Origin of the sequence: Micromonospora sp. CA-240977 (genome assembly GCF_050942285.1) — a bacterium.
Taxonomy (GTDB): domain Bacteria; phylum Actinomycetota; class Actinomycetes; order Mycobacteriales; family Micromonosporaceae; genus Micromonospora.
The window spans coordinates 1,822,997-1,849,223 of record NZ_CP192055.1; the positions used below are offsets into that span (position 1 = coordinate 1,822,997).

The window sequence follows — 26,227 nt, forward strand, 5'->3', positions numbered from 1 at the left end:
AGGCCAGGGTCCGACCGGTCACGGCTGTGGCCGTGCGCCGATGGTGGAGACGGCCAGCGCCCCCAGGTCGGTGGCGCGGTTCAGCGCCACGGTCGGGGCGGCGCCGGCGAGCCACGCGGTGAGCAGGCCGGCCGCGAAGGCGTCGCCCGCCCCCGTGACGTCCCGCACCGCCACCCGCCGGGCCGGAGCCACCCAGACCGCCGCGCCGCGGTCGACCCAGACCGCGCCGGCAGCGCCGCGCTTCACCACCACCCGCCAGGCCGTCGCCGACAGCGCCCGCCCCTGCGCCGCCGGGTCCAGCCCGCCGGCCAGCACCGTGGCCTCGTCCGCGTTGACGAGCAGCAGGTCGACATCGCGTACCCAACTCAGGAACGCCGCAGCGCCCACCCGCCGCAGCGGCGCCGCGGAGGCCGCGTCGACGCTTGTGGTGAGCCCGCGCTCGCGGGCGGCGGCCAACGCCCGCAGCCCGGCGTCGCGCGATCCGGCGTCCAGGAGGGTGTACGCGGACAGGTGCAGATGCCCGGCGTCGGGCACCGCCGCGAGGGCCCGCTCGACGTGCGCCACGCTCAGCCGCACGTTCGCGCCCCGCTGGCTGACCATGGTGCGCTCGTCGTCGGTGGCCAACACGACAACGGTGCCGGTCGGCACGTCCTCGACCCGCTCGATCGCGCAGTCGACACCCGCCCGCTCCAGCTCGGCCACCCGGTCCCGCCCGGCGTCGTCGTCACCGACGGCACAGACGAGCGTGACGTCGACCCGCTGCGCGGCGACCCAGGCGGCGGTGTTGGCCGCCTGACCGCCGCCGCCGATGCTGATCACGGCTCCGGTGTCCGAGCCGGCCGCGAGCGGCCCGGACAGCACGGCGACCACATCGGTGATCACGTCGCCGACGACGACCACCCGGGCCGGTCGGGTCATACCGCGGCGGCGGTGTCGCGGGCCGCCACGGCCACCGCGATCCGCGCGGCCAGGTCCGCGTTGCGCAGGATGATCCGGACGTTGACGGTGAGGCTCGCGCCCTCGGTGGCCGAGTGGAAGTGCGCCAGCAGGTACGGAGTGACGGCCTTCCCGGTGATCCCGTCCCGCTCCAGCAGGGCCAGACCGTCGGCGAGCGTCCGGTCGTGCAGCTCCGGGTCGAGCTGCTCGTCGACCGGCAGCGGGTTGGCGACGAGCAGGCCGCCGGTGTGCAGCGCGTGCGCGTCCCGGGCGGCGAGCACGTCGGCGATCTGCTCCGGCGAGTCCACCGACCAGTCCAGGTCGAAGCCGGCGTCGGTGCGGTAGAAGCCGGGGAACCGGCGGGTGCGGTAACCGAGCACGGCGACCCCGAGGGTCTCCAGGCGCTCCAACGTCGCGCCCACGTCGAGGATCGACTTGACGCCGGCGCAGACCACCACGATCGGGGTCTGGGCCAGGGTGACCAGATCGGCCGACTCGTCGAAGGTGTGCGCGGCCTCCCGGTGCACCCCGCCCAACCCGCCGGTGGCGAACACCCCGATCCCGGCCGCGGCGGCCACGGCGCTGGTCGCGGCGACCGTGGTGGCGCCGTCGACGCCGGTCGCCGCCGCCACCGCGAGGTCGCGGACGGAGAGTTTCGTCACTCCGTCGACCGTCGCCAGCCGGGTCAGCTGCGCGTCGTCCAGGCCGACCACCAGCTTGCCGCCGATCATGCCGATCGTCGCGGGAACGGCCCCGGCGTCCCGGACCGCCCGCTCGATTTCCCTGGCCACCCGCAGGTTCTCCGGCCGGGGGAGCCCGTGCGAGACGATGGTGCTCTCCAGTGCGACGACGGGCCGGCCGTCGCGCAGGGCTTCGGCGACCTCGGTGCCGTAGCTGAGGTGAAAGTCAGTCACACGGGCACCGTACGGGGTCGGGCTCCGGTCGGCCTCAGGTGGACCCGGCCGTGATGACCTGCCAAACTTGACGGTTGGAGGTGCAGACGTGAGCACAGAGGTTCTCGAGCGTCCAGAACTGAAGGACGCCGACACCGGTCCCGAGATGTTCCACTACGTCCGCAAGGAGAAGATTGCCGAGAGTGCCGTCATGGGTACCTTCGTCGTCGCGCTCTGTGGCGAGACGTTCCCGGTCACCAAGGCTGCCAAGCCGGGTTCGCCGGTCTGCCCCAAGTGCAAGGAGATCTACGACTCGTACCGCGAGTGAACCTCGGCCGGCGTCCCGGCCGGCGACGTAGCCTGCGGCGGTGACCACCTCCACCGCCCTGCTCCTCGCCGACCTGACCGGCGTCGCGGTGTTCGCCGCCTCCGGGGCTTCGGCGGCGGTGGCCAAACGCCTGGACCTGTTCGGCGTCGCGTTCGTCGGGTTCGTGGCCGCCCTCGGCGGTGGGATCTTCCGGGACCTGGTCATCGACGAGGTGCCGCCGCTCGCCTTCGCCGACTGGCGGTACGTGGCCACCGCCGCGATCACCGCGCTCGCCGTCTTCTGGCTGCACCCACAACTGGCCCGACTGCGGACCACAGTGCTCGTGCTGGACGCGGCGGGCCTCGCGCTGTTCACCGTCACCGGCACGCTCAAGGCGCTCGACGCCCGGGTGCCGGCCGTCGGCGCCTGTCTCATCGGCATGCTCACCGCTATCGGCGGCGGGCTCGCCCGTGACCTGCTCACCGCCGAGATTCCCGTCGTCCTGCGCCGGGAGATCTACGCGCTGGCCGCGCTGGCCGGCTCGGTCACCGTGGCGCTGCTGTACGTCACCGGGCAGACCGGGCCCACGTCGCTCACCGCCGCCGCCGTCCTGGTCTTCGGGCTGCGCCTGATCGCCCTGCGTCGACGCTGGTCCGCCCCGGTGGCGACGCTGCGCCCGCCGCGCACCGGCGGGGCGGATCCGCGTACCGACCGGGAGTGGTGAACGGTCGGCGGATGTGACAGGCGTGGCGTCGCCTGGGCCGTGGGGCCCGCGCTGGTTATGCTGAGTCGGCCTTCGCGGCAGCTACTGCGCGGAGGCGTTTTCATGGGCGGCGGGACTCGTGGCCCTCGCCCGGGGTCCGCCGTCGTGCGGTCGGAGAGGAGCTTCGCGTGGCAGCCCGGACGCCGGTGCTCGAGACGTTCCCAGCACTACGCTCCTGGCAGCGTAAGGCCCTTGTGGAATACCTGCGTCGGCGTACCGACGACTTCACAGCGGTCGCCACCCCGGGTGCCGGCAAGACCACCTTCGCCCTGCGGATCGCTGCCGAACTGCTCGCCGACGGCACCATCGAGGCGGTCACCGTGGTCGCCCCGACCGAGCACCTGAAGAACCAGTGGTCCGACGCCGCGGCCCGGGTGGGCATCCAACTCGACGCCGCCTTCCGCAACGCCGACCTGCACTCCGCTGCCGACTTCCACGGCGCGGTGGTCACCTACGCCCAGGTGGGCATGGCCCCGCAGGTGCACCGCCGGCGCACCATGACCCGGCGCACCCTGGTCATCCTCGACGAGATCCACCACGCGGGCGACTCCCGGTCCTGGGGCGACGGCGTGAAGAACGCCTTCGAGCCCGCCGTACGCCGGTTGATGCTCACCGGGACACCGTTCCGCTCCGACGACAACCCGATCCCCTTCGTCAGTTACGAGCGGGGCGGAGACGGGCTGCTGCGCTCCCGCGCCGACTCCGTGTACGGCTACTCCGACGCGCTGCGCGACGGCGTGGTCCGGCCGGTGCTCTTCCTGGCGTACTCGGGGGAGACCCGGTGGCGGACAAACGCGGGGGAGGAGTTGGCCGCCCGCCTCGGCGAGCCCATGACGCAGGATCTGGTGGCGCAGGCCTGGCGGACCGCCCTGGATCCGGCCGGGGACTGGATGCCGCAGGTGCTGCGGGCCGCCGACGCCCGACTCACGGTGCTCCGCAACGCGGGGATGGCCGACGCCGGTGGTCTGATCATCGCCACCGACCAGCAGACCGCCCGCTCGTACGCCAAGTTGATCGAGCAGGTGACCGGCGAGAAGGCCGCCGTGGTGCTCTCCGACGACCAGGGCGCGTCGGCCCGGATCGCGACGTTCGCGGCGTCCGACCAGCGCTGGCTGGTCGCGGTGCGGATGGTGTCCGAGGGGGTGGACATCCCCCGGCTCGCGGTCGGGGTCTACGCCACCAGCGCCAGCACGCCGCTCTACTTCGCCCAGGCGATCGGCCGGTTCGTCCGGGCCCGCCGGCCCGGGGAGACCGCGTCGGTGTTCCTGCCCAGCGTGCCGCATCTGCTCGGCCTGGCCAGCGAGATGGAGACCGAGCGGGACCACGTGCTCGGCAAACCCAAGGAGGCCGACGGCTTCGACGACGACCTGCTGGAACGGGCGCAGCGCGACGACCAGGCCAGCGGCGAGCTGGAGAAGCGGTTCGCGGCGCTCTCGGCCACCGCCGAGCTGGACCAGGTGATCTTCGACGGCGCGTCGTTCGGCACCGCGGCCCAGGCCGGCACCCCGGAGGAAGAGGAATACCTCGGCCTGCCCGGCCTCCTCACCGCCGACCAGGTCTCGTTGCTGCTGACCAAGCGGCAGGCCGCCCAACTCGCCGCCCAACGCCGCCGTACCGCCGACGCGGCCGCTCAGCCGGCCGCTGCGCCCACCGCGGCGCCACCGGCACCCATGAGCGCCGCCCAGCGTCGCGTGGCGCTCAGGCGCCAACTGAACGCTCTGGTGGCCGCCCGGCACCACCGCACCGGCCAGCCGCACGGCAAGATCCATGCCGAGCTGCGCCGACTCTGCGGTGGCCCGCCGAGTGCCCAGGCCACCATCGAGCAGCTGGAGGAACGGATCGCCACCGTCCAGACCCTCTGAGCCCGCGAACCACACGGGCCCGCCACGATTACCAGAGGCGCGTTCGGGGACGCCCGATTCACCCCGGCGCACCGGCCGTGGCGACGTCGCAGGCCCTCGCTAACCCTGACGACTCCTGGACATCTGCATCGAACGTGTGGTGGCGCGGGCGGCGGTGTCGATGAGCTCCGCGACCGGGCCGGGTTGCGAGACCGCCACCGCGTGGGACGCGGCGATCTCCACCGTCGTGGACCCCGCCCTGTCCGCCAGGAAGCGCTGCAGTTCTGCCGGAATGCCCCGGTCCTGGGTGGTGATCAGCGTCCAGGAGGGGATCGTCTTCCAGGCGGCCTTGGTCACGCCCTCCTCCTGGGCGCTCGCCGAGGAGGGCCGCTGCGTTGCCGCCATGATCGCGGCGGTGTCGGGGTCGACGTCGGCGGCGAACACCTCGGGGAACTTGTCCTGCACGATGTACTGATCCATTGTCATGCCGCCGTCCTCGGAGGGGACCGGCACCATGGTGATGCTTGTGGCGAGCTGACTTCCGGGGTACTTGCCGAGCAGACCGATCACACTCTCGCCCACGTCCGGGCTCACGCTGGCGACGTACACCAGGGCCTTGACGTTGGAGGCGCCAGCCGCGGCCTCGGTCATGACCAGCCCGCCGTAGGAATGGGCGGCCATCACGACCGGTCCGGGCAAACTGTCCAGAAGCGCCCGGACATAAGCGGCGTCCTTCTGCAAACCACGCAGCGGGTTGGCGACGGCGATGACCGGATAACCCCGACGTTTGAGATCGGCGATCACCCCGTTCCAGCTCGACGAGCCGGCGAATGCCCCGTGGACCAGCACAACTGTCGGCATCCCTGTCTCCTGGGCGGACTTGTCAGTAGTGCTCATCTGGAGTCCCTTCGAGATGCCTCACCGCCCACTGCCTGAGGGTGGAGAACTTCGCAGCACCCAGAATCCAGCACGGACGAGACCACCGTCAGCCAGATCGAAGAATTGAGTGGATCATCAAATGTGGGTGCGGGACGCCTGGTCGGCCGCCGACCCCACGGGGCGACGGTCGCCGACCGCGGCGTCACCACCGAACGTGTCCGGAGCGACAAGGGCTCGGCCTACCCGTCACACGCCCGGCGCGACGCCTGTCACCAACTCGGCAGCACGGGGTACGGAGCCTGCGGCGTTCGGCGTGGGACGTTCAGACAGAAAAGCCGACCGGAGGTCCCCTCGGGGGACCTCCGGTCGGCTATGTCGGTTAGCGGATCTAGTTCGCCATCAGATCGGCGCCACGCCAGCTGAAATCGGGCTCCGTTGCGAACCGCTCGGTGATCTTCACGAGATCCTCCGCGTACTTGTTCGCGTGGTGCCCGCAGAACACCAGCTCGCTCCCACCCACCAGGGTGATCCGGAGCTTGCCGGCAGCATTGCAGCGGTCGCACCGTTCATCGGCGGCTGGGGGCGCCACCGTCTCGGGCGGCGGCGTGAGGGTCGAGTTCATCGCCTTCCTCCTCTGGTCGTCACCGATGAACAATCTCTTCGGTCGTTGCTCACCTATCGTGCAACACCCTTACTAGGCAGTGCCTTCCCTGTGTGCCCGCGGGGGACCGAGGTCACACCTGGCAGGGACAGTGTGCCGTGCACCCAGGGTGCCACGTCAACGATCACATTCGTGCATCCAGACGATCACCATCTGGTGTTGCACATCAGGTGATCAAAACGACACGTTCGGTTGACGAAACCCGCTCAGTCCAGGTAATCCCGGAGGACCTGCGACCGGGACGGGTGACGCAGCTTGGACATCGTCTTGGACTCGATCTGCCGGATCCGCTCCCGGGTCACCCCGTAGACCTGGCCGATCTCGTCCAGCGTCCGTGGTTGGCCGTCGGTCAGGCCGAAACGCAGGCGTACCACACCCGCCTCACGCTCGGAGAGCGTCTGCAACACCTGCTGGAGCTGGTCCTGCAGGAGCGAGAACGAGACCGCGTCGACAGCGACAACAGCCTCGGAATCCTCGATGAAGTCACCGAGCTGGCTGTCGCCCTCGTCACCGATGGTCTGGTCCAGAGAGATGGGCTCCCGAGCGTACTGCTGGATCTCCAGCACCTTCTCGGGTGTGATGTCCATCTCCTTGGCCAGCTCCTCCGGAGTGGGCTCGCGACCCAGATCCTGGAGCAGCTCGCGCTGTATGCGGCCGAGCTTGTTGATGACCTCGACCATGTGCACCGGGATGCGGATGGTGCGGGCCTGGTCGGCCATGGCGCGGGTGATCGCCTGCCGGATCCACCAGGTGGCGTACGTGGAGAACTTGTAGCCCTTGGTGTAGTCGAACTTCTCCACCGCGCGGATCAGGCCGAGGTTGCCCTCCTGGATCAGGTCGAGGAAGGCCATGCCGCGCCCCGTGTACCTCTTGGCCAGCGACACCACCAGTCGGAGGTTCGCCTCCAGGAGGTGGTTCTTGGCGCGCTCGCCGTCCCGGGAGATCCAGCCCAGGTCCCGGACCATGTCCCGGACGAGCTTCTCCTCGCCCTCGTCAGCGGCACGCAGCCGCTCGGCGGCGTAGAGCCCGGCCTCGATCCGCTTGGCCAGCTCCACCTCCTGCTCGGCGTTGAGCAGCGGAACCTTGCCGATCTGCTTCAGGTACGCGCGGACCGAGTCGGCCGAGGCGGTCAGCTCGGCATCCCGCCGGGCCTGCTTGAGCGCCTCGGACTCCTCGTCGTCCCACTCGAAGTCGTTGTCGGTCGCCGAGGCGGCGGCGTCGGTCTCGGCGGCCTGGGCCAGCTCGGCCGGCTCCTCGACCACCACGTCCTCGATCGCGGCGGCCAGTTCCTCCGGGTCGATCTCGCCGTCGGCGCCCTCGCCCTTGGCCTTGCCGGCGGCCTTCGTCGGCTTGGCGCCGGCGGCAGCGGCCACCGTCGCCTTGGTGGCTCGGGTCGACTTGGTCGCCTTCGCCGGAGCCGCCGCGGCCTCGGCGGAGGTGCCGGTGGCCTTGCGGGCGGCCACCTTGCGCGGGGCCGGCGTCGACGGCGCGTCGTCGGCGGCGGGCGCCTGCTTCGGGGCCGGCGCGGCGGCCTTCTTGGTGGTCTTGGCGGTGGTGGCCCGGGACGCCGGCGTTGTCGACCGGGCCGCGGCGACCCGGCGGCGGGTGCTCGCCGAGCCGTCCACCACTACGGTCACTCCCGCCTCGGAGAGCGCCCGCAGGATCTTCTTGGCCTGGGCCGGAGTCACCTCGGCGGACTCGACGGTGCGCGCGAGCTGGGCCGACGTCAGCTGACCACCGGCGCTCTGCGCGTGGGCGATCAGGGTGTCGGTGAGCGAGCGAACGTCGGCGCCGGTCTGGCGGGGTTCTGTCACGAATGACCTTCCGGAGGCGAAGAGCGGGCACGGCCGGGTCGTCCGGCACAGCGTGGGGCAACCGGGCCGGGCGATGTGGTTGAGGGACCCTCGCGTCCCGGGCCGGCCGGTGGTCGGCGGTCCGTGGCACGTGGGCAGGGGTGAATTGTAACGCCGTCTGCGGCGATCATCCTGCGCCGCACTGCGTAACGACGGTGGGACCGCTGATTCGGCGCTGATCTGGACTTTGTAAGGATGATACCCGCGCGTGGCCCGGAACACCCCGGTCGTGCGGGAAGGGGACGTTGGGATGCACGTTTCGGCACCGTCACCTCGGGATCTTCTGGCGATCGCGCTCGACGTGGCGCGGGACGCGGCGGCCACCGCGCACCGGATGCGCGTCGAGGGGGTTTCCGTGGCCGCGACCAAGAGCACCGTCACCGACGTGGTCACCGCGGCCGACCGGGCGGTCGAGCGGCAGGTGCTCGACGCGCTGAAGCGGGCGCGACCGGACGACGCGGTGCTCGGCGAGGAATACGGCACCGGGGACACCGGACCGGTCGCGCCGGGCGGGGTGCGGTGGATCGTCGACCCGATCGACGGCACCGTCAACTACCTCTACGGGCTGCCGTACAGCGCGGTGTCGCTGGCCGCCGAGGTGGACGGGGTGGTGGTCGCCGGCGTGGTGCGCAACGTGAGCACCGGCGAGGAGTGGACGGCGACGGCCGGGGGTGGCGCCTGGCGCGACGGCGTCCGGCTGCGCTGCTCCGCGGAGGTGGACCTGGGGCAGGCGCTGGTCGGCACCGGCTTCGGCTACGACGCCCGTCGTCGCGCGCACCAGGCCCAGGTGGTGGCCGGGCTGATCGCACACGTCCGGGACATCCGCCGGCTGGGCGCCGCCGCGCTGGATCTCTGCCTGGTCGCGGAGGGCCGGCTCGACGCGTACTTCGAGAAGGGCCTCGCGGCCTGGGACCTGGCGGCGGGTGGGCTGGTGGCCGCCGAGGCGGGGGTGCGGGTCGCCGGCCTGGCCGGTCGAGCGCCGGGGCCGGACCTGGTGGTCGCCGCCCCGCCCGCGCTCTTCCCGCCGCTGCACGACCGGCTCGCCGAGCTGGACGCCGCCGGCGGGCCCTGATCGGCCGACCGGCGGCGCGTGGCGCGGTTAGACCGTCACTTGGCGGCCGGGGAGGGGCAGGAGCCCGCGGGCGCCTTCGGTGGCCCCGAGTCGCCGAGGGACTGGTTGACCTCGGTCGTGGTGGCGAGCTGCTGGAAGTTGTTACCGAGCACCACGTCCACGGTGTCGTCGGTGCGCTTCTCGTCGTAGTCCCGCACGGCCTCGTTGAGGAAGTACGCCTCGAGCAGGTGCGCGGAACCGACGCCCTTCGGGCCGTACCGCAACGCCGCGACGTTGGCGATCTGCTTCTTCTCGTCCCCGGTCTTGGTGACCTGGAACTGGCGGTTGCGGAACTCGTCGCTGACGGTGTGGGCCAGACCGGGCCGGTCCGTGGCGTTGAACACGTTGATCTTGACGTCTTTGCGCTCGCGCAGGGTCAGATCCGCCAGCGGCCAGCCCTCCGGGCAACCGGCCGCGGTGCCGGCGTTGCCCTGGCTGTCGCGGACCACGGCCACCACGACGAAGACCAGGGCGATGACCGCCAGCAGGCCGACGACGACGAGTGCTCGCACGCGCGCAAAACTCATCAGGGAACTCCCCGGACGTCAGGTGGGTGGTGACGGCCATGAGCGATCGCTCACGCCGCCGGCCGTCGAATACGCCGCTGAGGTTAACGGTTGTCCGGCCGTCGCGTGGAAACAGCCCGACATGCCGGCGCGCCGACCGCGGACCGGGTACTAATACCCCTATCTTCGTGTCGCCTGAATCACATTGGGAACAACTTCGCGTGCAGGGGCGTACATCTCAGCCGCAAGGGCGGTATACATGCCTCGCCCAAGGGGGGGTAAGGTTCCGCGCTCGCAGGGGAGTCGCCCCAGCGAGCTCGACCCGTTCGGTCCTCGGGTCGGGTGCCCGACACAAGTGGTGGCCGGCCAGCGGAACCGAAACAGCGTCGTCCGGCGTTACAACCGGAAGCGACAACATCGATATGGGAGAGTGAAACCGATGGCCACCGACTACGACGCCCCGCGTCGCGACGAGGTCGACCTCGGCGAGGACAGCCTGGAAGAGCTCAAAGCACGGCGCGTCGACTCACAGTCGGGCGCGGTGGACGTCGACGAGGCCGAGGTGGCCGAGAGCTTCGAGCTGCCCGGTGCCGATCTGGCCGACGAGGAGCTCACGGTCAAGGTGCTTCCGATGCAGCAGGACGAGTTCCGGTGCGCCCGCTGCTTCCTGGTCCACCACCGTAGCCAGCTGGCGGTCGAGCGTAACGGCGAGCTGATCTGCCGCGAGTGCGTCTGACAACCACGACACCAGCGGCGGCCTCCTGAACGGGGCCGCCGCTGCCGGTGTAGCCATGCGGCCGTGGTGGGTACCTGCTTGACTCGTAGCGGGTAGCCACAGCACCGGGAGGTCCGATGAGCGATCGAGGCGGCACCACCGACGGCGGCACTGACAACTCCGGCGCCACCGACGGCGGCACCGGCGACCTCGGCGGCACCGGCGGCGCGGACGACCTCGGCGCCACCGTCGCGGCGTTGACCGCTGACGACATCGAGCCGGCCCGACGCCGTCAACTGCTGACCCGGATGGTCGGGCAGGCCCGTGCCCGGGGCGTCTCCGACCTGTTCAAGCCCCGTGCGGCGGTGCGGTGGATGGTCGACGCGGTCGCGGACATCGCCCCGCACATACCGGTGCGAAACCTGGACACCCTGCGCCAGCACTTCCCCGGCCTGGACGACGCCGCCCTGGCCGACCGGCTCATCCGCAACGCGTCGCGGACCACCGCCGCGATCGGCGCGGCCGGTGGGGGAGTGGCCGCCGTCGAGTGGGCGGTCGCTCCGACCCTGCTCTCCGCGCCGGTGCTGCTCGCCGCCGAGACCGTCGCCGTGGTGGCGGTGGAGCTGAAGCTGGTCGGTGAGCTGCACCAGGTCCACGGGGTCGCGCTACCGGACGGTGGCAGCCAACGGGCCGTCGCCCTGGTGCACTCCTGGGCCACCCAGCGCGGGGTCAACCCGATGGTGCCCGGCGTGGGAGTGGGCGCGGTGCTCGGCACCGCCGCCCGCAAGGAGCTGCGGGACATGCTGCTGCGGCGCTTCGGCCGCAACCTCACCACGCTCGGGCCGCTCCTGACCGGCGCGGCGGTGGCCAGCTTCCTCAACCGGCGGGCCACCCAGCAGATGGCCGATCAGCTCCAGGTGGATCTGCGCCGGCGGGGCATCGCCCGGCCCGCCCCACCGCAGGCCCTGCCCGGTCCTCCGACCGGCACCTGAGCGGTGCCGTGGCGTCGGGTCAGCCCGGCTGGTCCGCCGTCGGCCCGGAAACCGCCAGCGCGTCCCGTGCGGCCAGCACCGCCTCGGCCAGCTCGACCGGGTGCCGCGTGCTCACCACCCAGAACGGGGTCGGATCGGCCGGGTCGTCGAGCACCACCTGCACGGCCCCGCCGATCCACGGTCGCTGCACGACGAAGGCGAGCGGGTCCGCGCCGACGCCCAGCACCTCACGGCGGCCGGCCGCGTCCAGCGGGACCACGTCGGCCACGAAACGCACGGGCAGGCGGGCGTCGTCCACCCGCAGCTCGGAGTCGGCGACCCCGACCCGGATCCGGCCCAGCCACCACAACCCGGCGGCGGTGAGCGGCAGCAGCACCGCGAACGGCAGCCAGGCGCGGAGGCCGGCGGCGCCCATCCAGATCTCGACGGCCAGCAGCGCGGCGGCCACCAACCCGGCCAGCCACAGCCACCAGGGCAGATCCAGCCGTTCGGCGTACGCCGTGCGGGCGTCGACCGGCGGCTGATCGGCGGACGGAGAGGGCGACATGCTCACTCCTGCGAGGGTACGGCGCACGGCGGCTCGGCGAACCGGCAGGATGGCAGGGTCACCCCGCGAACCGGACGGAAGAGGGGACCCGTGACCGACGTCGTACCCGTGCCCGTGCAGCTGCTCGACTCCGAGCTGCCGTTGCCCACGTACGCCCATCCCGGCGACGCCGGGGCCGACCTGGTGGCGGCCGCGGATGTGGAGCTGCCGCCCGGCGGCCGTGCCCTGGTGCCCACCGGCGTGGCCATCGCCCTGCCGGAGGGGTACGTGGGCCTGGTCCACCCCCGGTCGGGTTTGGCGGCCAGGCTCGGCGTGACGGTGCTCAACGCGCCCGGTACGGTCGACGCCGGCTACCGGGGTGAGATCCTGGTCAACCTGATCAACCATGATCGGGATGTGCCGGCGAAGATCTCCCGCGGCGACCGGATCGCGCAGCTCGTGGTCCAACAGGTCGCGCGGGCGCGGTTCGAGCCGGTGGTCGAGCTGTCCGCGTCCCGGCGCGGGACCGGTGGACACGGGTCCACCGGTGGTCACGCCGGGCTGGTGCCGTCTCCGGCGGGCCAGGACCGGGTCGAGCGGCGGCCAGACGAGCCGGGCCGCGGGCAGACGGAAGAGGTGGCAGGGTGAGTGTGAACAGCGGAGGGCGGGCGCAGTGATCTTCTCCCGAAAGCGGGCCGATGCCGAACGGCACACCCGTGACGAGCGGGCCGTCGAGGTTCCGGACCAGGGTGACGCGGCGCCGACGCTGGTGCGTGGCCCGTACGACATCGCCGAGAGCTACGCCGACGTGCCGCGACTCGATCTGGGCAGCCTGCACATCCCGGCGGTCGACGACGTCGAGGTGCGGGTGCAGGCCGACCCGCAGGGCGTGATCCAGCAGGTCGTGCTGGTGTATGGCGACAACGCGCTCCAGCTGGGCGTCTTCGCCGCCCCCCGGTCTGAGGGGATCTGGGACGAGGTGCGCGAGGAGATCCACCAGTCGCTGCTCCGCGACGGTGCGAGCGCGCAGGAGGTCGACGGCGAGTACGGCCCGGAGCTGCACGCCCAGGTGCCCACCCCGGACGGCCCGACGAATCTGCGGTTCGTCGGCGTCGACGGGCCGCGCTGGATGGTCCGCGGCGTCTTCCAGGGACCGGTGGCCACCGACCCGGCCGCGGCCGGGCCGCTCGTCGAGTGCCTGGACGGCCTGGTGGTCGACCGTGGCCAGGAGGCGAAGCCGGTCCGCGAGCCGCTGCCGCTGCGGCTGCCCCGGGAGGTCTCCGACCAGACCGACGCCGAGGCGGGCGACGCCGCCGCCGAGCCGCGCCAGGTCTGACCCGCCCGCACCGGCCCGCCGGAACCAGCCCCGTCGGCGTACGCTGGCGGCACGGTTCCGGCGCCGCCGGGGCCGGCCGGGGACGGCGAGCGTGGAGAGGGTGACGCGGAGGTCATGACGACCGACGAGGGCCGGGTGTCGCTGCGGCGCATCCTGCAACGGTTCACCGCCAGCGAGGCCGAGATCGACGCGCAGGAGCTGCGTCGGGAGAGCGCCCAGTGCGGCGGGATCCCCGCCCAGCTGTGCTCGCGGGGTCAGCTGGTCTCGGTCGCTGGTCGGCTGCGCACTGTGGTCTACACACCGCGCACCAACCTGCCCACCCTGGAGGCCGACCTGTATGACGGCACCGACGTGGTCACCCTTGTCTGGTTGGGGCGACGTCACATCGCCGGGATCGAGCCGGGCCGGCACCTGACGGCCCGGGGCCGGGTGGCGGTGCGTGACGACCGCAAGGTCATCTACAACCCCTATTACGAGCTGGATTCGCCGAAGTGACGGCGCTGCGGACGGAAGGCCGGCGATGACGACGGGACAGCACCGGGCGGCGCAGCCGGAGACCGACCCTCCGGACGAGGAGCCGCTGCCGACGGTCGCCGAGCAGATGGCCGACCAGCTCGGCGGCTGGCGCGGGTTGGTCGAGTCCAGCATCCCGGTCGTCGTCTTCGTCTTCGCCAACATCATCGGCGAGCTGCGACCGGCGGTGATCGCCTCGGTCGCTGTCGCGCTGGTGATCGCCGGGTTGCGGCTGGTCCAGCGCCGGCCGATCCGGCACGCCGTCAACGGCCTGTTCGGCGTCGGTGTCGGCGCCGCCATCGCCTGGCGCACCGGCGACGAGCGCGACTTCTACCTCCCCGGCATCCTCTACGGCATCGGGTACGGCATCGCCCTGTTGATCTCGGCGGCCGTCCGGCAGCCGCTGGTGGGCTGGATCTGGTCGGTGCTGGTCGCCAAGGGCCGCTCGGAATGGCGGGACGACCCGAAGCTGGTGCGGACCTTCACCCAGCTGACCGTGCTCTGGGGCGTGGTGTGGTTGGCCAAGGTCGGCGTGCAGGCCGGGCTCTACCTGGCCCACCAGGACACCGCACTGGGCGTGGCCCGGCTGGCGCTGGGCTACCCGCCGTACGCGCTGCTGCTGCTGATCACGGTCTGGACGGTGCGCCGGGTCACCCGGGAGCCGCAGCCGTCCCCGCTGCCCGGCGCCTGAGCGGGGGCCCGGCAACCCGGGCCGTCCCGCCCGCTCAGCGTGAGCCGCGGGTCCGCTCGACGCTGTCCGGCCCGAGGATCACCGCGCGGACCTGGTCCTCCACCTCGGCGGTGCAGACGAAGACCAGCTCGTCGCCGACCTCGATCGGGTCGTCCGGGCTGGGCACCAGGACCCGCTTGCCGCGCAGGATCGCCACCAGCGCGGAGTCGCGGGGCAGCGGCACGGCGTGGATCGGCTGACCGACGTAGGGAGCGGTCGGCGGCAGGGTGATCTCGACCAGGTTCGCCTCGCCCTGCCGGAAGGTCATCAGCCGGACCAGGTCGCCGACGGTGACCGCCTCCTCGACCAGTGCGGCCATCACCCGCGGCTTGCTCACCGCGACGTCCACGCCCCACTGCTCGGTGAACAGCCACTCGTTCTCGGCCCGGTTGACGCGGGCGACCACGCGAGGCACCGCGAACTCGGTCTTGGCCAGCAGTGACAGCACCAGGTTGGTCTTGTCGTCGCCGGTGGCCGCGACCACCACGTCGCACCCGGCGACGTTGGCCTCCTCCAGGCTGGTCAGCTCGCACGCGTCGGCAAGCACCCACTCGGCGGCCGGCACCCGGTCCGGGCGCAGCATCTTGGGTTGACGCTCGATCAGCATCACCTGGTGGCCGTTGTCGATCAACTCCTGGGCGATCGAACGGCCCACGTTGCCCGCGCCCGCGATGGCGACCCGCATGGCTCAGTGCCCCCCTTCCGGCGGCGTGGCCGCCACCGACGTGACCGTCGCCACGATGTCATCGCTGACCAGCATGAACACCTGGTCACCCTCCTGTACGACGGTAGAGCCGGTGGCCAGCGTGCCGATGCCGAAGCGGATCAGATAGGCCACCCGCGCACCGGCCGCGTCCTCCAGCGCGCGTACCGGCCGACCGATCCAGTCCTTGTGCACCGGCACCTCGACGATCGACACGGTGCTCGTGGGGTCGCGGAAGATCTCCACGTTGCCCTCCGGCACCAGATGCCGCAGCATCCGGTCGGCCGTCCAGCGCACGGTCGCCACGGTGGGGATGCCCAGCCGCTCGTAGACCTGTGCCCGGCGCTGGTCGTAGATGCGGGCGGCGACCCGGGACACGCCGAACGTCTCCCGGGCCAGCCGGGCCGAGATGATGTTGGAGTTGTCGCCGCTCGAGACCGCAGCGAAGGCGTCCGCGCGCTCGATGCCGGCCTGGCGCAGCACCTCACCGTCGAAGCCCGCCCCGGTCACGGTGATTCCGGCGAAGTCGGGGCCGAGTCGGCGGAAGGCGTCGGCGTCCTGGTCGATCACCGCCACCGAGTGCCCCCGGGATTCCAGGCTGTGGGCGAGGGTCGACCCGACCCGGCCACAACCCATGATCACGACGTGCACGCTGTCCCTCCCAAGGTGCTACCACTGCGGCTGCCGGTGGCCTGACGAGTGCGAGCCTGCCACGTCCCGGTGCGAAGCGGGGACCGACCGTACCCCGTCGTGCCGGGCAGCCGCGTTCGCCCACCCCCGTGCTCCCACGGTGGTGGTCGTACTCTTGGCGTTCGTGGCCAGTCCCACCTCGCTGCTGAAGCGGCTTCTCCTCGGTCGACCGTTCCGGTCCGACCGCCTGCAGCACACCCTCCTGCCGAAGCGCATCGCGCTGCCCGTGTTCGCCTCCGACGCCCTGTCCAGCGTCGCGTACGCGCCTGACGAGATCCTGCTGACCCTCTCCATCGCCGGCACCTCGGCGTACTTCTTCTCCCCGTGGATCGCGCTGGCCGTGGTCGTGGTGATGCTCACCGTGGTGGCGAGCTACCGGCAGAACGTGTACGCGTACCCCTCCGGTGGCGGCGACTACGAGGTGGCCACCGTCAACCTGGGTCCGAAGTTCGGGGTCGGGGTGGCCAGCGCGCTGCTCGTCGACTACGTGCTCACGGTGGCGGTGTCGGTCTCGTCCGGGGTGGCCAACCTCGGCTCGGTGGTGCCGTTCGTGGCCACCCACAAGGTCCTGATCGCGGTGATCGCGGTGGTCCTGCTGACCGCTGTCAACCTGCGCGGCCTGCGGGAGTCCGGCACCGCGTTCGCCATCCCCACCTACGGGTTCGTCATCGTGATGGTCGGGATGCTGCTCACCGGGCTGTTCCGGGTCTTCGTGCTGGGCGACGACCTGCGCGCGCCGAGCGCCGACCTGGTCATCCAGGCCGAGCACAGTGTGACCGGCTTCGCGCTGGTCTTCCTGCTGCTGCGGACGTTCAGCTCGGGCGCCGCCGCGCTCACCGGCGTCGAGGCGATCTCCAACGGCGTGCCGGCGTTCAAGGCCCCGAAGAGCCGCAACGCCGCCACCACGCTGCTGCTGCTCGGCGCGATCGCGGTGAGCCTGCTGGTCGGGATCATCTGGCTGGCCCGGCTGACCCACCTGCAGTTCGTCGAGGATCCGGCCCTCCAGATCGTCGCCGGGCCGGACGGCTACGTGCAGAAGACGGTCACCACCCAACTCGGCGAGACGGTCTTCGGCTCCGGGTCGATCCTGCTCTACGTGGTGGCCGGGATGACCGCGCTCATCCTCTTCCTGGCCGCGAACACCGCGTTCAACGGCTTCCCGGTGCTCGGCTCGATCCTCGCCCAGGACCGCTACCTGCCCCGGCAGTTCCACACCCGGGGCGACCGGCTGGCCTTCTCCAACGGCATCACCTTCCTGGCCCTGTTCGCGATCGTGCTGATCGTCGGCTTCCAGGCCGAGGTGACCCGGCTCATCCAGCTCTACATCGTCGGGGTGTTCGTCTCGTTCACGGTCTCCCAGGCCGGCATGATCCGACACTGGAACCGGCGGCTGCGGACCGAGCGGGACCCGGAGGCGCGGCGCCGGATGCACCGGTCCCGGGCCATCAACACGTTCGGCATGGGCCTGACCGGCACGGTGCTGGTGATCGTGCTGATCACCAAGTTCCTGCTCGGCGCCTGGATCGCGATCGCCGCCATGGCGGTGATCTACCTGCTGATGCTGGCCATCCGCCGACACTACGACCGGGTGGCGGCCGAGCTGACCCCGCCGGACGAGGGCCGGGCCGTGCTGCCCGCCCGCAACCACGCGATCGTGCTGGTCAGCAAACTGCACCAGCCGACGCTGCGGGCCATCGCCTACGCCCGGGCCACCCGACCGGACACGCTGACCGCGGTGACCGTCAACGTGGACGACCAGGACACCCGGGACCTGCAGGCCGACTGGGAGCGGCGGGAGATGGCCATTCCGCTCACGGTGATCGACTCGCCGTACCGGGAGATCACCCGGCCGATCCTGGACTTCGTCGCCTCCACCCGCCGCACGTCACCCCGGGACGTGGTCACCGTCTTCATCCCGGAGTACGTGGTGGGCCGCTGGTGGGAGAACCTGCTGCACAACCAGAGCGCCCTGCGCCTCAAGGGCCGGCTGCTCTTCGAACCGGGGGTGATGGTGGTCAGCGTGCCGTGGCAGCTCGCGTCGACGGCGAGCAAGAACCTGGACCGGCTGGACGCGACGCTGTCCCGGACCCCGGCGCGGGGGCCGCGGGGCACCTTGCCGCCGGACGACCTGCCGGTCGCCTCCGCCCCGGCACCCGAGAGTCGCCCGATCGACGGCGGCGGCCCGGTCGGGAACGGCAGTGACTGAGCGCGGCGCGGGCCGGGCCGCGACCTCCACACCGCCATCCGTGCCGTCGGTGCCGTCGGTGCCCGAGCGTGGTCTGGCCGAGGCGGAACGGGTCGAGCTGACCGTCGACGCGGTCGCCCCCGGCGGGCACTGCGTGGCACGGGTGGACGGGCAGGTCGTCTTCGTCCGACACGCGCTGCCCGGCGAACGGGTCATCGCCGAGGTCACCGAGGTGCACCGGGGGTTCGTCCGGGCCGACGCGGTGACAGTGCTGGAAGCCTCACCGGACCGGGTCGAGCCGCCCTGCCCGTACGCGAAGCCGGGTGCCTGCGGTGGCTGCGACCTGCAGCACGTCGCCCCGGAGGCGCAACTGGCCTGGAAGACCGCAGTGGTGCGCGAGCAGCTCGTCCGCCTGGGCGGGCTGACCGACGTCGAGCTGGACCGGCTCGGCGTCCGGGTCGAGGCGCTGCCCGGCGGGCCGCTCGGCTGGCGGTCCCGGGTCCGCTACGCGGTGGACGCCGCGAACCGGGCCGGCCTGCTCAAACACCGTTCGCACGAGGTGGTGCCGATCGACAGGTGCCGGATCGCCCACCCGGCCATCCAACAGCTGCCGGTGCTGACCGAGAGCTGGCCGGCCGCCGAGGCGGTGGAGACCGTCGCCAGCACCGGCGGGGACGTGACAGTCAGGGAGATCCGCGACGGGGAACCCACCCCGGTGAGCGGGCCGACCGAGGTCCGCGAGGTGGCCGCCGGACGGGACTGGACGCTGCCCGCCTCCGGGTTCTGGCAGGTGCACCCGGCCGCGGCGGACACCCTCTGCGCGGCGGTGCTGGAGCTGCTGGACCCCCAGCCGGGCGAGACCGCGTGGGACCTCTACGGCGGCGCCGGGCTGTTCGCGGCGGCCCTCGCCGGCCGGGTCGGCGACGCCCGGATCACCCTTGTCGAATCGAGCCGGGACGGGGTGGACGCGGCCCGCGCCAACCTTGTCGACAGGCCCCGGATCGAGGTGGTCGCGGCCCGGGTGGAGACCGCGCTGACCCGCCGACGGATCACCGGCCCGGTCGACGTGGTGGTGCTCGACCCGCCACGCTCCGGCGCGGGCGCCCAGGTGGTGCGGGACATCGTCGCCGCCGGCCCACGGGCGGTCGCGTACGTGGCCTGCGACCCGGCGGCCTTCGCCCGGGACGTCCGCACCTTCACCGAGCTGGGTTGGCGGCTGGCGGCGCTGCGGGGCTTCGACCTGTTCCCGATGACACAGCACGTCGAGCAGGTCGGGCTGCTGCTGCCCCCGGCCGGGCGTTGACCGGAGATCCTCCTGCTCCGGCACCTCGGCGGCGGCTGCCGATCCGGCTCTGACCAGGCGCTCAGCCGGGCCGCGCGGCTCGGGCCGCGCGGCCCGGGCTGCGGAGTGCCGGGCGGCCGATAGACTCTCCGTTCATGAGTGTTGAAGAGGACACGGCCAACCACGGCCGGTTGCTGGGGACGGTCCGCGGTCCGCAGGACGTCAAGCGGATGTCCGGTGAGGAACTGGACGTCCTCGCCGCCGAGATCCGGGACTTCCTGATCACCAAGGTCTCCCGCACCGGCGGGCATGTCGGGCCCAACCTCGGTGTGGTCGAGCTGACGCTGGCCATGCATCGCGTCTTCGACTCGCCCCGCGACCGGCTCCTGTTCGACACCGGTCACCAGTCGTACGTGCACAAGATCCTCACCGGGCGGCAGGCCGGCTTCGACAAGCTCCGCCAGCGCGGCGGCCTCTCCGGCTACCCCAGCCAGGCGGAGAGCGAGCACGACCTCATCGAGAACTCGCACGCCTCGACCGCACTCTCCTACGCCGACGGCCTGGCCAAGGCGTACGCGCTGCGGGGTGAGGCCCGCAGCGTCGTGGCAGTGGTCGGCGACGGCGCGCTGACCGGCGGCATGTGCTGGGAGGCGCTGAACAACATCGCCACCGCCGGCAACTCCCTCGTCATCGTGGTCAACGACAACGGGCGGTCCTACTCGCCGACCATCGGCGGCCTCGCCGACCACCTCTCGTCGCTGCGGCTCAACCCCGGCTACGAGAAGGTCCTCGACACGGTCAAGGACGCCCTGGGCTCCACGCCGCTGGTCGGCCGACCGATGTACGAGGTGCTGCACGCGGTCAAGAAGGGCATCAAGGACGCGGTCGCCCCGCAGGCCATGTTCGAGGACCTCGGCATCAAGTACGTCGGCCCGGTGGACGGGCACGACGTGGCGGCCGTCGAGTCGGCGCTGCGCGCGGCGAAGAACTTCGGCGGTCCGGTGATCGTGCACGCCGTCACCCGCAAGGGGTACGGCTACCGCCCGGCCGAGGAGGACGAGGCGGACTGCCTGCACGGCCCCGGCGGCGCCTTCGACGTGGAGACCGGCGCGCTGCTGGCCGCCCCGGCGGTGAAGTGGACCCACGTCTTCGCCGACGAGCTGCTGGCCGTCGCCGACGAGCGCCCGGACGTGGTGGGCATCACCGCCGCGATGGCCGAGCCGACCGGCATCGCCAAGCTGGCCCGCAAGTACCCCGAGCGGGTGTACGACGTGGGCATCGCCGAGCAGCACGCCGCCACCTCGGCGGCCGGGTTGGCGCTCGGCGGTCTGCACCCGGTGGTCGCGGTCTACGCCACCTTCCTCAACCGCGCCTTCGACCAGGTTTTGCTGGACGTGGCGATGCACAAGCTGCCGGTGACCTTCGTGCTGGACCGGGCGGGCATCACCGGCCCGGACGGCCCCAGCCACTACGGCATCTGGGACATGTCCGTCTTCGGGGTGGTTCCCGGCCTGCGGATCGCCGCTCCCCGCGACGCCGCCACGCTGCGCGAGGAGTTGCGCGAGGCGGTGGCCGTCGACGACGGTCCGACCGTCGTGCGCTTCCCGACGGGCGCGGTCGCCGCGGACCTGCCGGCGCTGCGCCGGGTCGGCACTGTCGACGTGCTGGCCGAGTCGGCGCGTACCGACGTCCTGCTGGTTGCCGTCGGCTCCTTCGGTCAGCTGGGCATGGAGGTCGCCGCCCGGGTCGCCGAGCAGGGCTACGGGGTCACCGTCGTCGACCCCCGCTGGGTGCGCCCGGTTCCGTCGGAGCTTGTCGACCTGGCCGCCCGCCACCGCCTCGTGGTCAGTGTCGAGGACGGCGTCCGGGTCGGGGGGGTGGGCGACGCGCTCGGCCAGGCGATGCGGGACGCCGACGTCCGGGTGCCGCTCAAGGACCTGGGCGTACCGGCCGACTGGCACCCGCACGGCACCCGCGCGCAGATCCTCGCCGACCTGGGCCTGACCGCCCAGGACGTGGCCCGCAACGTCACCGGCTGGATCTCCGGCCTGGATGCCACCCCGGACCGCCTGACCCCCAGCGACGCGGCTGCGCAGAACTGACGAGAAGAAACGACGGCGGGTGTCCTGAGGGACACCCGCCGTCGTGCATCCATCCCAACTCCGTCGCCCCGCCCACCGATCTTGGGCTTCCGGGCGGCGTGCTGCACCGTGGCACCGATCCGTCGGCGCGGAGGGCGCGCGGTCACGCGGGCTGGCGCGCTGTGGCCTAGGGCCTGTCTCACAGGGACCGGCCCGAGGCGGTCCGCCCCCGGGCGCCAGGGACCCGCCCGGCCGCCCCTCGCCCGGGTGACAGGGTCTGCTGCCGCGGCACCGACCGCGGGGCCCCGCCCCACGTGTCGGCCAGGTGTTGCTGGAGCAGGTCGTGCCGGAACTGGTAGACCGGCCCCGAGGTGCGCAGGATCTGTCGTTCCCGCGCGTCCTCGAGGAACCGCCGCAACCGCAGCGGGGTCCGGAAGCGTACGGCCATCTCCACCTGCCGGCAGCACGTGCGCCAGGTGGTGGAGACCGACCAGAGCCAGACGGCGCTGGCGAGCGCCCCCAGCACACCGATCGCCAGGACCCGGGGCAGGCTCACGGCGACATGCATGCCGAAGCCGGTGCCGCCCACGAATGCCGCCGTCGCCGCGGTGGCCGCCAGCATCGCGCTCGCCGCCGCGTCGTCCCGCCACGACCGGCGGGGATCGAGCGCGTAGTCGTCGGGCTGCGCGGCGGCGAACAGCGTCCCGCCGAGCTCGATCGTGAGCCAGGCCGTCAGCCCGGTGAGCAGCCACCCGCCGACGCCGGGGAGGGCGGAGCCGAGCAGGGTCAGCAGCAGGATCAACCCGAACCCGAGGGGAAGGGTGACCAGCATCCGGCGCGGTACGAACATCGTTCGCCACCAGCGCCGGGGCACCCGTCTGGGCATCGGTTCCCGTCCCCGGATCACGACGAACGCGGACAGGGAAGCCATGAGCAGACCCACCGGCAACCCGCTGGTGATCTCCCGTCCTTCGGCGAGCCGGTACGACAGGCCGAGCAGCAGGCTGATCGGGATCGTGGTCGTGTACCAGACCGCCAAGGCGTACAGCAGCGCCGGGAGGGGAGGCGGCGGACCCGTCGGCGGCATGTTCCACCACTTCAAGCCGTCGGCCCCGGTGCGGCCGAGGTGATGGGCGAGGAAGCCGAGCGTCCGGTGGGCGGTGCGGAGCGAGTAACGCGGCGGTGGCCGCTGCGGGCCGGCGGCGTACGCCGTGGCCAGCGCGCGGTCGAGCAGATGACGCTCGACCTGCCGAGCCTTGCGGAACCGTCGACGGTCCAGGAGTTCGTCCACCGGATCGAGCGGGTCGTACGCGTCCCGCAGCAGGGTGAGCAGGAACGGGTTCTTGAGCGGGCCGGTGAGCGGGCCGGCCGGCCCGCGCCGGAGCCGGTCGGCGACCTTCTGCCAGGCGGGTGGCGGCGGTGAGGAGAGCCGGCTCAGGAGGTAGTCGACCGCGACGCCCTCGTCGACGGGCCGGAGCTCGATGCCCGACGCGCCGACCAGTGGATGCCGCCGGACGGCGCTGGTCAGCTCGTCGATCCGGCTGAGCAGCACCAGCCGGAGGTCGGCCTGCCGGCTCAGCTCCCGGAGGACGACGGGGCGCAGGCCCTCGCCGATCTCGTCCAGGCCGTCGAGCAGCACGGCGACCTTGTGGCCGGCGACGAGCCGCGCCGCGTCCCTGGCGGTGAAGCCGGGAATCTCGGCGACCTGGTCGGTGAGCCAGGTCGAGAGCGGCGTGGTGGCCGCATCCCAGCCGCGCAGGCTGACCATGATCGGCACCGGCATGCGTGACCGCTGCTCCGGGCCGGCCTGCTCGCGCGCCGCCAGCGCGTCCCGGAACAGGAGGACGGCCGCGGTGCTCTTGCCAGCGCCGGGCGGGCCGGCGATGATCAGCCGGCCGGAGGGCAGACCGGCGTAGAGCGCGTAGAGGTCCTTCTGCGTGCCCTCGGCCAGGTCGTGCTCGGCGACGCGCTCCGCCCCGGGAAGCGGTTCGAACGGACCGGTCAGGGAGTTCCGCGCCGGGGTGCCGATGGGTGCCGAGGCGCGGTGCCAGGTGATCGGCATGGGCGCGGTCAGGTCCCGCTCGATGACCTCCTGGCCAGCCCGCTCCCGCATTGCTCCGGCCAGGTCGTCGGCGAGTTCGTCGAGCGACCGGGCCGACTTTCGCGGGAACCGCGTGGATACCAGCGAGGTCAGCCCGATGAGCGCCGCGACGACGGTCACCACGAAGGGCGCGACACCGCTGGCGATGCTCCGCTCGATCGCATCCCAGGCCCCGGACGCAGCCAACGCATGCATGGCTGCGATTATGGCAGGAAGCATCTACAGTACGCGGTCCCACCGATGCGGTACGTCATCGCCGCTGCCGTGCCCGCAGGCGGGCCGGAAAGCGCTACCCGCCGGTGACGGCGGCGCGCAGCTCGCCGAAGGCGGCGCCGAGCGTCTCCGGGGTGAAGTGCGCGTTCAGCCCGCGGTTCAACGGCGGCGCGGCTGTTTACGACCCGGAGGGTCGGCCGCTGGCCCGGGGTGCCGACACCGGCGAGGACGTGCTGGTGGCGATGCTCGACCCGGCCGTCCTGGCGGACACCCGCGTGGCGCACACCATGCTGCTCGACCGGCTGCCCGACGCTGGGTCCCGCCCGCGCGCCGTTCGTCGGCTGAGCCCTACGGCTCCCCGAAGTAGCTCCCCTCCTAGCCGAGCAGCAGCGGCACGTCGTACACCGAGACGTCCGGGCGGACCCGCGCGTACCGCAACCGATGCCGCCACCGCCCATGCTCGAACGCGACATCGGCGTCGATCTCCGCGACAACCGTCGGTGCCACCTGCATGTACCGCGCTGGCTCTGGCCGCTCCAACTCCCCGACCAGGATGCCGACAGCGGCTCCGGCCACCGGTGCGCCATGGCGGCGCTGCGGTGCTGCAGAGGGTTCAGCGGAGACAGCGTCCGGCCGAGATGCTCCTGCTGAACGTCGGTCAGCGGGTGGGTGCGGCCGGTGTAGCTCACACCCGGCCATACCACGCCGGCAGTATCACCCGAGATCGACGTCGCCACCGTCACGAACCTGCGCCACGACAACGCCCGGCTATGCCGCGATAACCACAACGTCGCGGCGAACCTGGAAGTGGCGATCTCGAACATCCAGCAACTCACCCTCGATGTCCACCAGCTGTGCGAAGCTCGAACACGCCCGCAACGTCACCCGCCTGCTTCGGCCACGACACTGACCGAAGCCGACCGGCCTCCTTCTCCGCTTGGCCGGCCCCACGGTTTTGCTGGCTGCTCACTGCTGATGGCGCGATCAGCGCATGGTCGCTCAGGCAACCTCCGTAGACCCCGATGGCGACGGCGGTGGATGAGCCGACGCGCGCATCTGTCGATGTGAGTGCCTTAGCGCGGCTTCACCGAGCGGTAGTGGGTCTTGTCGGAGTTGGCGAGGCTGTAGGTCTGGGAGCGGGACGGGCTGGGGACGACCGCCAGCCCGGGGCGCTCGACCAGCAGCGGAGTGCCCGGTGGGACGGACAGGGAGCTGTCCCGGGTGGCCCGCCAGCTGAGCACCACCAGCGGCTGACCGGGCACTGGCAGTTGGTACGCCTGCAACGGGGTGGCCCGGTCCGCGGGTGAGACGACGGGCGCGCCGCCGTCGGCCGGCCGGTAGACCACCGCCGTCATCGCGCCGGCGTCGGTGTCCCAGCTGAGCTGCTGCAACTCGGCCGGCGCGCCACCGCCGAGGGCGACCTCACCGAGCGAGCGGACCGTGAGTTTCGCCATCGGCCAGGACGTCGGCACCGAGCGCGGCGCGTCCCGGTCGCCGATCCGGCGCGGGATGCTGCCGAACGGACCCCGGTCGCCGGCCAGCACACAGGTGTCCAGGCCGGCCAGCGCCCGGCGCCCCGTGCCGGACTCGTCCCGGACCAGGGGATAGCGCGGGTCGACGGTGCCGGTGCCGAGGTCGAGCAGCCGGTCGGCGGCCCGCCCGCGGGGCAACGACTCAGTGGTTCGGAGGGTCGCGGTCACGGCGACAGCCGTGCAGGCCGGCACGTCGACCGGCGCGCTGAGGCCGTCCGCGACGGTCAACGTCCGATCCTGCGGCCCGACCAGGGTCTGCACCCGGGCGGAGACGAGGTAGCGCCGGCCGCCGGCGGTCTGCACCGGCAGCACGTCGGAGTAGACGAGATAACCCGGGTCGGTGTATTCGGTGGCGCGGGTCACCGCGTACCGATCGCCGTCGCGGGTGAGTTGCAGCAGCCAGGAGGCGCTCTCGCCGGGCACGTCGGCGGCCACTACCGCCGTCGGGGCGCCGTCGACCCGACCGGAGAAGAGGATGCCGGAGGTGGGTAGGTGCGCCCGGTCATCGGCCGGCGACCGCCAGTCACGAACCGCGTCGGTGACCGCTGCCGTCGCCGTGGCGTCCCCCGAGAGATCGCCGCGCGGTGGCCACACTGCCAGCGTGCCGTCCAGGCTGTCGTACCCCACCCGCAGGTCCCGCGGCTGCCGATCGGCGACCGGACCGCATGCCGTGGTGACAAGCAGCGCACCCAGCAGGACGGTGAGCGTCCTGCCGTACCGACGGCCTGGAGTCACCTGGCCCGCCCCCGATCGCCTCGCCGTCGCTGTCGGAAAGCGCCATAGTACGAGATGTCCGACGCCGGACCTCAGGTGGTCGTCGTCCGACCAACCACAGTGGACGTCACCGGGGCTTTAGTGCGTTTTCGTTGCTCCGGTAG

At 72.2% G+C, this 26,227-nt stretch carries 25 protein-coding genes; 13 read left to right on the forward strand and 12 right to left on the reverse strand.

All coding sequences use genetic code 11. The features are described from left to right. Positions 1–18: 18 nt before the first annotated feature. Together ACQPWW_RS08510 and ACQPWW_RS08515 are read right to left on the reverse strand one after the other, a co-directional pair. Positions 19–918, reverse strand: coding sequence for a carbohydrate kinase family protein (locus ACQPWW_RS08510; RefSeq protein WP_433130801.1), 900 nt, complete (start codon positions 916–918; stop codon positions 19–21). Next, on the reverse strand, positions 915–1,850 hold the full coding sequence (locus ACQPWW_RS08515; RefSeq protein WP_433130802.1) for a pseudouridine-5'-phosphate glycosidase: 936 nt from the start codon (positions 1,848–1,850) through the stop codon (positions 915–917). Before ACQPWW_RS08515 ends, ACQPWW_RS08510 begins: the two co-directional genes overlap by 4 nt. 88 nt (positions 1,851–1,938) lie before the next feature. Between ACQPWW_RS08515 and ACQPWW_RS08520 the strand changes: the two genes are divergently transcribed. From ACQPWW_RS08520 to ACQPWW_RS08530, 3 genes are all read left to right on the forward strand, one after another. Beyond that, positions 1,939–2,157 carry a DUF3039 domain-containing protein gene (locus tag ACQPWW_RS08520; RefSeq protein WP_007456912.1) on the forward strand — a complete coding sequence of 73 codons (219 nt, stop codon included), beginning with the start codon at positions 1,939–1,941 and terminating at the stop codon, positions 2,155–2,157. Between the two features lie 40 nt (positions 2,158–2,197). Beyond that, positions 2,198–2,860, forward strand: coding sequence for a trimeric intracellular cation channel family protein (locus ACQPWW_RS08525; RefSeq protein WP_433130804.1), 663 nt, complete (start codon positions 2,198–2,200; stop codon positions 2,858–2,860). Between the two features lie 167 nt (positions 2,861–3,027). Next, a complete protein-coding gene (locus ACQPWW_RS08530; protein ID WP_433130806.1) occupies positions 3,028–4,761 on the forward strand; it encodes a DEAD/DEAH box helicase in 1,734 nt (577 codons plus the stop codon). A 99-nt stretch (positions 4,762–4,860) separates the two neighbouring features. Here ACQPWW_RS08530 and ACQPWW_RS08535 read toward each other — a convergent pair whose 3' ends face one another. The 3 genes from ACQPWW_RS08535 to ACQPWW_RS08545 form a co-directional block, all read right to left on the reverse strand. Continuing rightward, complete coding sequence (locus ACQPWW_RS08535; RefSeq protein ID WP_433130808.1) at positions 4,861–5,637, reverse strand: alpha/beta hydrolase; 777 nt, start codon at positions 5,635–5,637, stop codon at positions 4,861–4,863. A 370-nt stretch (positions 5,638–6,007) separates the two neighbouring features. Beyond that, positions 6,008–6,241 (reverse strand): DUF7455 domain-containing protein, encoded by a 234-nt coding sequence (locus ACQPWW_RS08540; RefSeq protein ID WP_007456919.1) that lies wholly within the window; start codon positions 6,239–6,241, stop codon positions 6,008–6,010. A 245-nt stretch (positions 6,242–6,486) separates the two neighbouring features. After that, positions 6,487–8,094 carry an RNA polymerase sigma factor gene (locus ACQPWW_RS08545; RefSeq protein ID WP_433130812.1) on the reverse strand — a complete coding sequence of 536 codons (1,608 nt, stop codon included), beginning with the start codon at positions 8,092–8,094 and terminating at the stop codon, positions 6,487–6,489. 289 nt (positions 8,095–8,383) lie between these two features. On the opposite strand from ACQPWW_RS08545, the gene ACQPWW_RS08550 reads away from it, so the two are divergent. Next, entirely contained in the window at positions 8,384–9,205 is an 822-nt protein-coding gene (locus ACQPWW_RS08550) for an inositol monophosphatase family protein (RefSeq protein WP_433130814.1), read from the forward strand. 35 nt (positions 9,206–9,240) lie between these two features. Here ACQPWW_RS08550 and ACQPWW_RS08555 read toward each other — a convergent pair whose 3' ends face one another. After that, entirely contained in the window at positions 9,241–9,756 is a 516-nt protein-coding gene (locus tag ACQPWW_RS08555) for a LytR C-terminal domain-containing protein (RefSeq protein ID WP_433134219.1), read from the reverse strand. A gap of 433 nt (positions 9,757–10,189) precedes the next feature. On the opposite strand from ACQPWW_RS08555, the gene ACQPWW_RS08560 reads away from it, so the two are divergent. Beyond that, positions 10,190–10,486 carry a DUF4193 domain-containing protein gene (locus tag ACQPWW_RS08560; RefSeq protein ID WP_007075406.1) on the forward strand — a complete coding sequence of 99 codons (297 nt, stop codon included), beginning with the start codon at positions 10,190–10,192 and terminating at the stop codon, positions 10,484–10,486. 116 nt (positions 10,487–10,602) lie between these two features. Further along, positions 10,603–11,457, forward strand: a complete 855-nt coding sequence (locus ACQPWW_RS08565; protein WP_433130815.1) for a hypothetical protein — start codon at positions 10,603–10,605, stop codon at positions 11,455–11,457. A 19-nt stretch (positions 11,458–11,476) separates the two neighbouring features. Here ACQPWW_RS08565 and ACQPWW_RS08570 read toward each other — a convergent pair whose 3' ends face one another. Next, entirely contained in the window at positions 11,477–12,010 is a 534-nt protein-coding gene (locus ACQPWW_RS08570) for a DUF3093 domain-containing protein (protein ID WP_433130817.1), read from the reverse strand. 84 nt (positions 12,011–12,094) lie between these two features. On the opposite strand from ACQPWW_RS08570, the gene dut reads away from it, so the two are divergent. The 4 genes from dut (at position 12,095) to ACQPWW_RS08590 (ending at position 14,523) form a co-directional block, all read left to right on the forward strand. After that, positions 12,095–12,631, forward strand: coding sequence for a dUTP diphosphatase (gene dut, locus ACQPWW_RS08575; RefSeq protein WP_433130820.1), 537 nt, complete (start codon positions 12,095–12,097; stop codon positions 12,629–12,631). 25 nt (positions 12,632–12,656) lie between these two features. Beyond that, a complete protein-coding gene (locus tag ACQPWW_RS08580) occupies positions 12,657–13,319 on the forward strand; it encodes a DUF3710 domain-containing protein (RefSeq protein ID WP_433130822.1) in 663 nt (220 codons plus the stop codon). Positions 13,320–13,433: 114 nt separating this feature from the next. Further along, on the forward strand, positions 13,434–13,814 hold the full coding sequence (locus ACQPWW_RS08585; protein ID WP_433130824.1) for an OB-fold nucleic acid binding domain-containing protein: 381 nt from the start codon (positions 13,434–13,436) through the stop codon (positions 13,812–13,814). 25 nt (positions 13,815–13,839) lie between these two features. Continuing rightward, positions 13,840–14,523 (forward strand): DUF3159 domain-containing protein, encoded by a 684-nt coding sequence (locus ACQPWW_RS08590; RefSeq protein WP_433130826.1) that lies wholly within the window; start codon positions 13,840–13,842, stop codon positions 14,521–14,523. A 34-nt stretch (positions 14,524–14,557) separates the two neighbouring features. Here the strand turns inward: ACQPWW_RS08590 and ACQPWW_RS08595 are convergent, their stop codons facing one another. Both ACQPWW_RS08595 and ACQPWW_RS08600 read right to left on the reverse strand, forming a co-directional pair. Continuing rightward, positions 14,558–15,247 (reverse strand): potassium channel family protein, encoded by a 690-nt coding sequence (locus tag ACQPWW_RS08595; RefSeq protein ID WP_433130828.1) that lies wholly within the window; start codon positions 15,245–15,247, stop codon positions 14,558–14,560. Between the two features lie 3 nt (positions 15,248–15,250). Beyond that, a complete protein-coding gene (locus ACQPWW_RS08600) occupies positions 15,251–15,916 on the reverse strand; it encodes a potassium channel family protein (RefSeq protein ID WP_357801913.1) in 666 nt (221 codons plus the stop codon). A gap of 163 nt (positions 15,917–16,079) precedes the next feature. Here ACQPWW_RS08600 and ACQPWW_RS08605 point away from each other — a divergent pair, with 163 nt between their 5' ends. From ACQPWW_RS08605 to dxs, 3 genes are all read left to right on the forward strand, one after another. Continuing rightward, positions 16,080–18,161, forward strand: a complete 2,082-nt coding sequence (locus ACQPWW_RS08605) for an APC family permease (RefSeq protein WP_433130830.1) — start codon at positions 16,080–16,082, stop codon at positions 18,159–18,161. Between the two features lie 58 nt (positions 18,162–18,219). After that, a complete protein-coding gene (locus tag ACQPWW_RS08610) occupies positions 18,220–19,443 on the forward strand; it encodes a class I SAM-dependent RNA methyltransferase (RefSeq protein WP_433134221.1) in 1,224 nt (407 codons plus the stop codon). 134 nt (positions 19,444–19,577) lie between these two features. Continuing rightward, the gene (dxs, locus tag ACQPWW_RS08615) at positions 19,578–21,524 is read left to right on the forward strand and encodes a 1-deoxy-D-xylulose-5-phosphate synthase (RefSeq protein WP_433130832.1); all 1,947 of its coding nucleotides are present in this window, start codon (positions 19,578–19,580) and stop codon (positions 21,522–21,524) included. 178 nt (positions 21,525–21,702) lie between these two features. On the opposite strand, the gene ACQPWW_RS08620 is transcribed toward dxs, so the two are convergent. The 3 genes from ACQPWW_RS08620 to ACQPWW_RS08630 all read right to left on the reverse strand — a co-directional run bounded on the left by ACQPWW_RS08620 (position 21,703) and on the right by ACQPWW_RS08630 (position 26,084). Continuing rightward, positions 21,703–23,799 carry a hypothetical protein gene (locus ACQPWW_RS08620; RefSeq protein ID WP_433130834.1) on the reverse strand — a complete coding sequence of 699 codons (2,097 nt, stop codon included), beginning with the start codon at positions 23,797–23,799 and terminating at the stop codon, positions 21,703–21,705. A gap of 393 nt (positions 23,800–24,192) precedes the next feature. Further along, positions 24,193–24,393: a hypothetical protein gene (locus ACQPWW_RS08625; RefSeq protein ID WP_433130836.1), complete on the reverse strand. Its 201-nt coding sequence runs from the start codon at positions 24,391–24,393 to the stop codon at positions 24,193–24,195. 497 nt (positions 24,394–24,890) lie between these two features. Further along, complete coding sequence (locus ACQPWW_RS08630) at positions 24,891–26,084, reverse strand: hypothetical protein (RefSeq protein ID WP_433130838.1); 1,194 nt, start codon at positions 26,082–26,084, stop codon at positions 24,891–24,893. Positions 26,085–26,227: the final 143 nt, after the last annotated feature.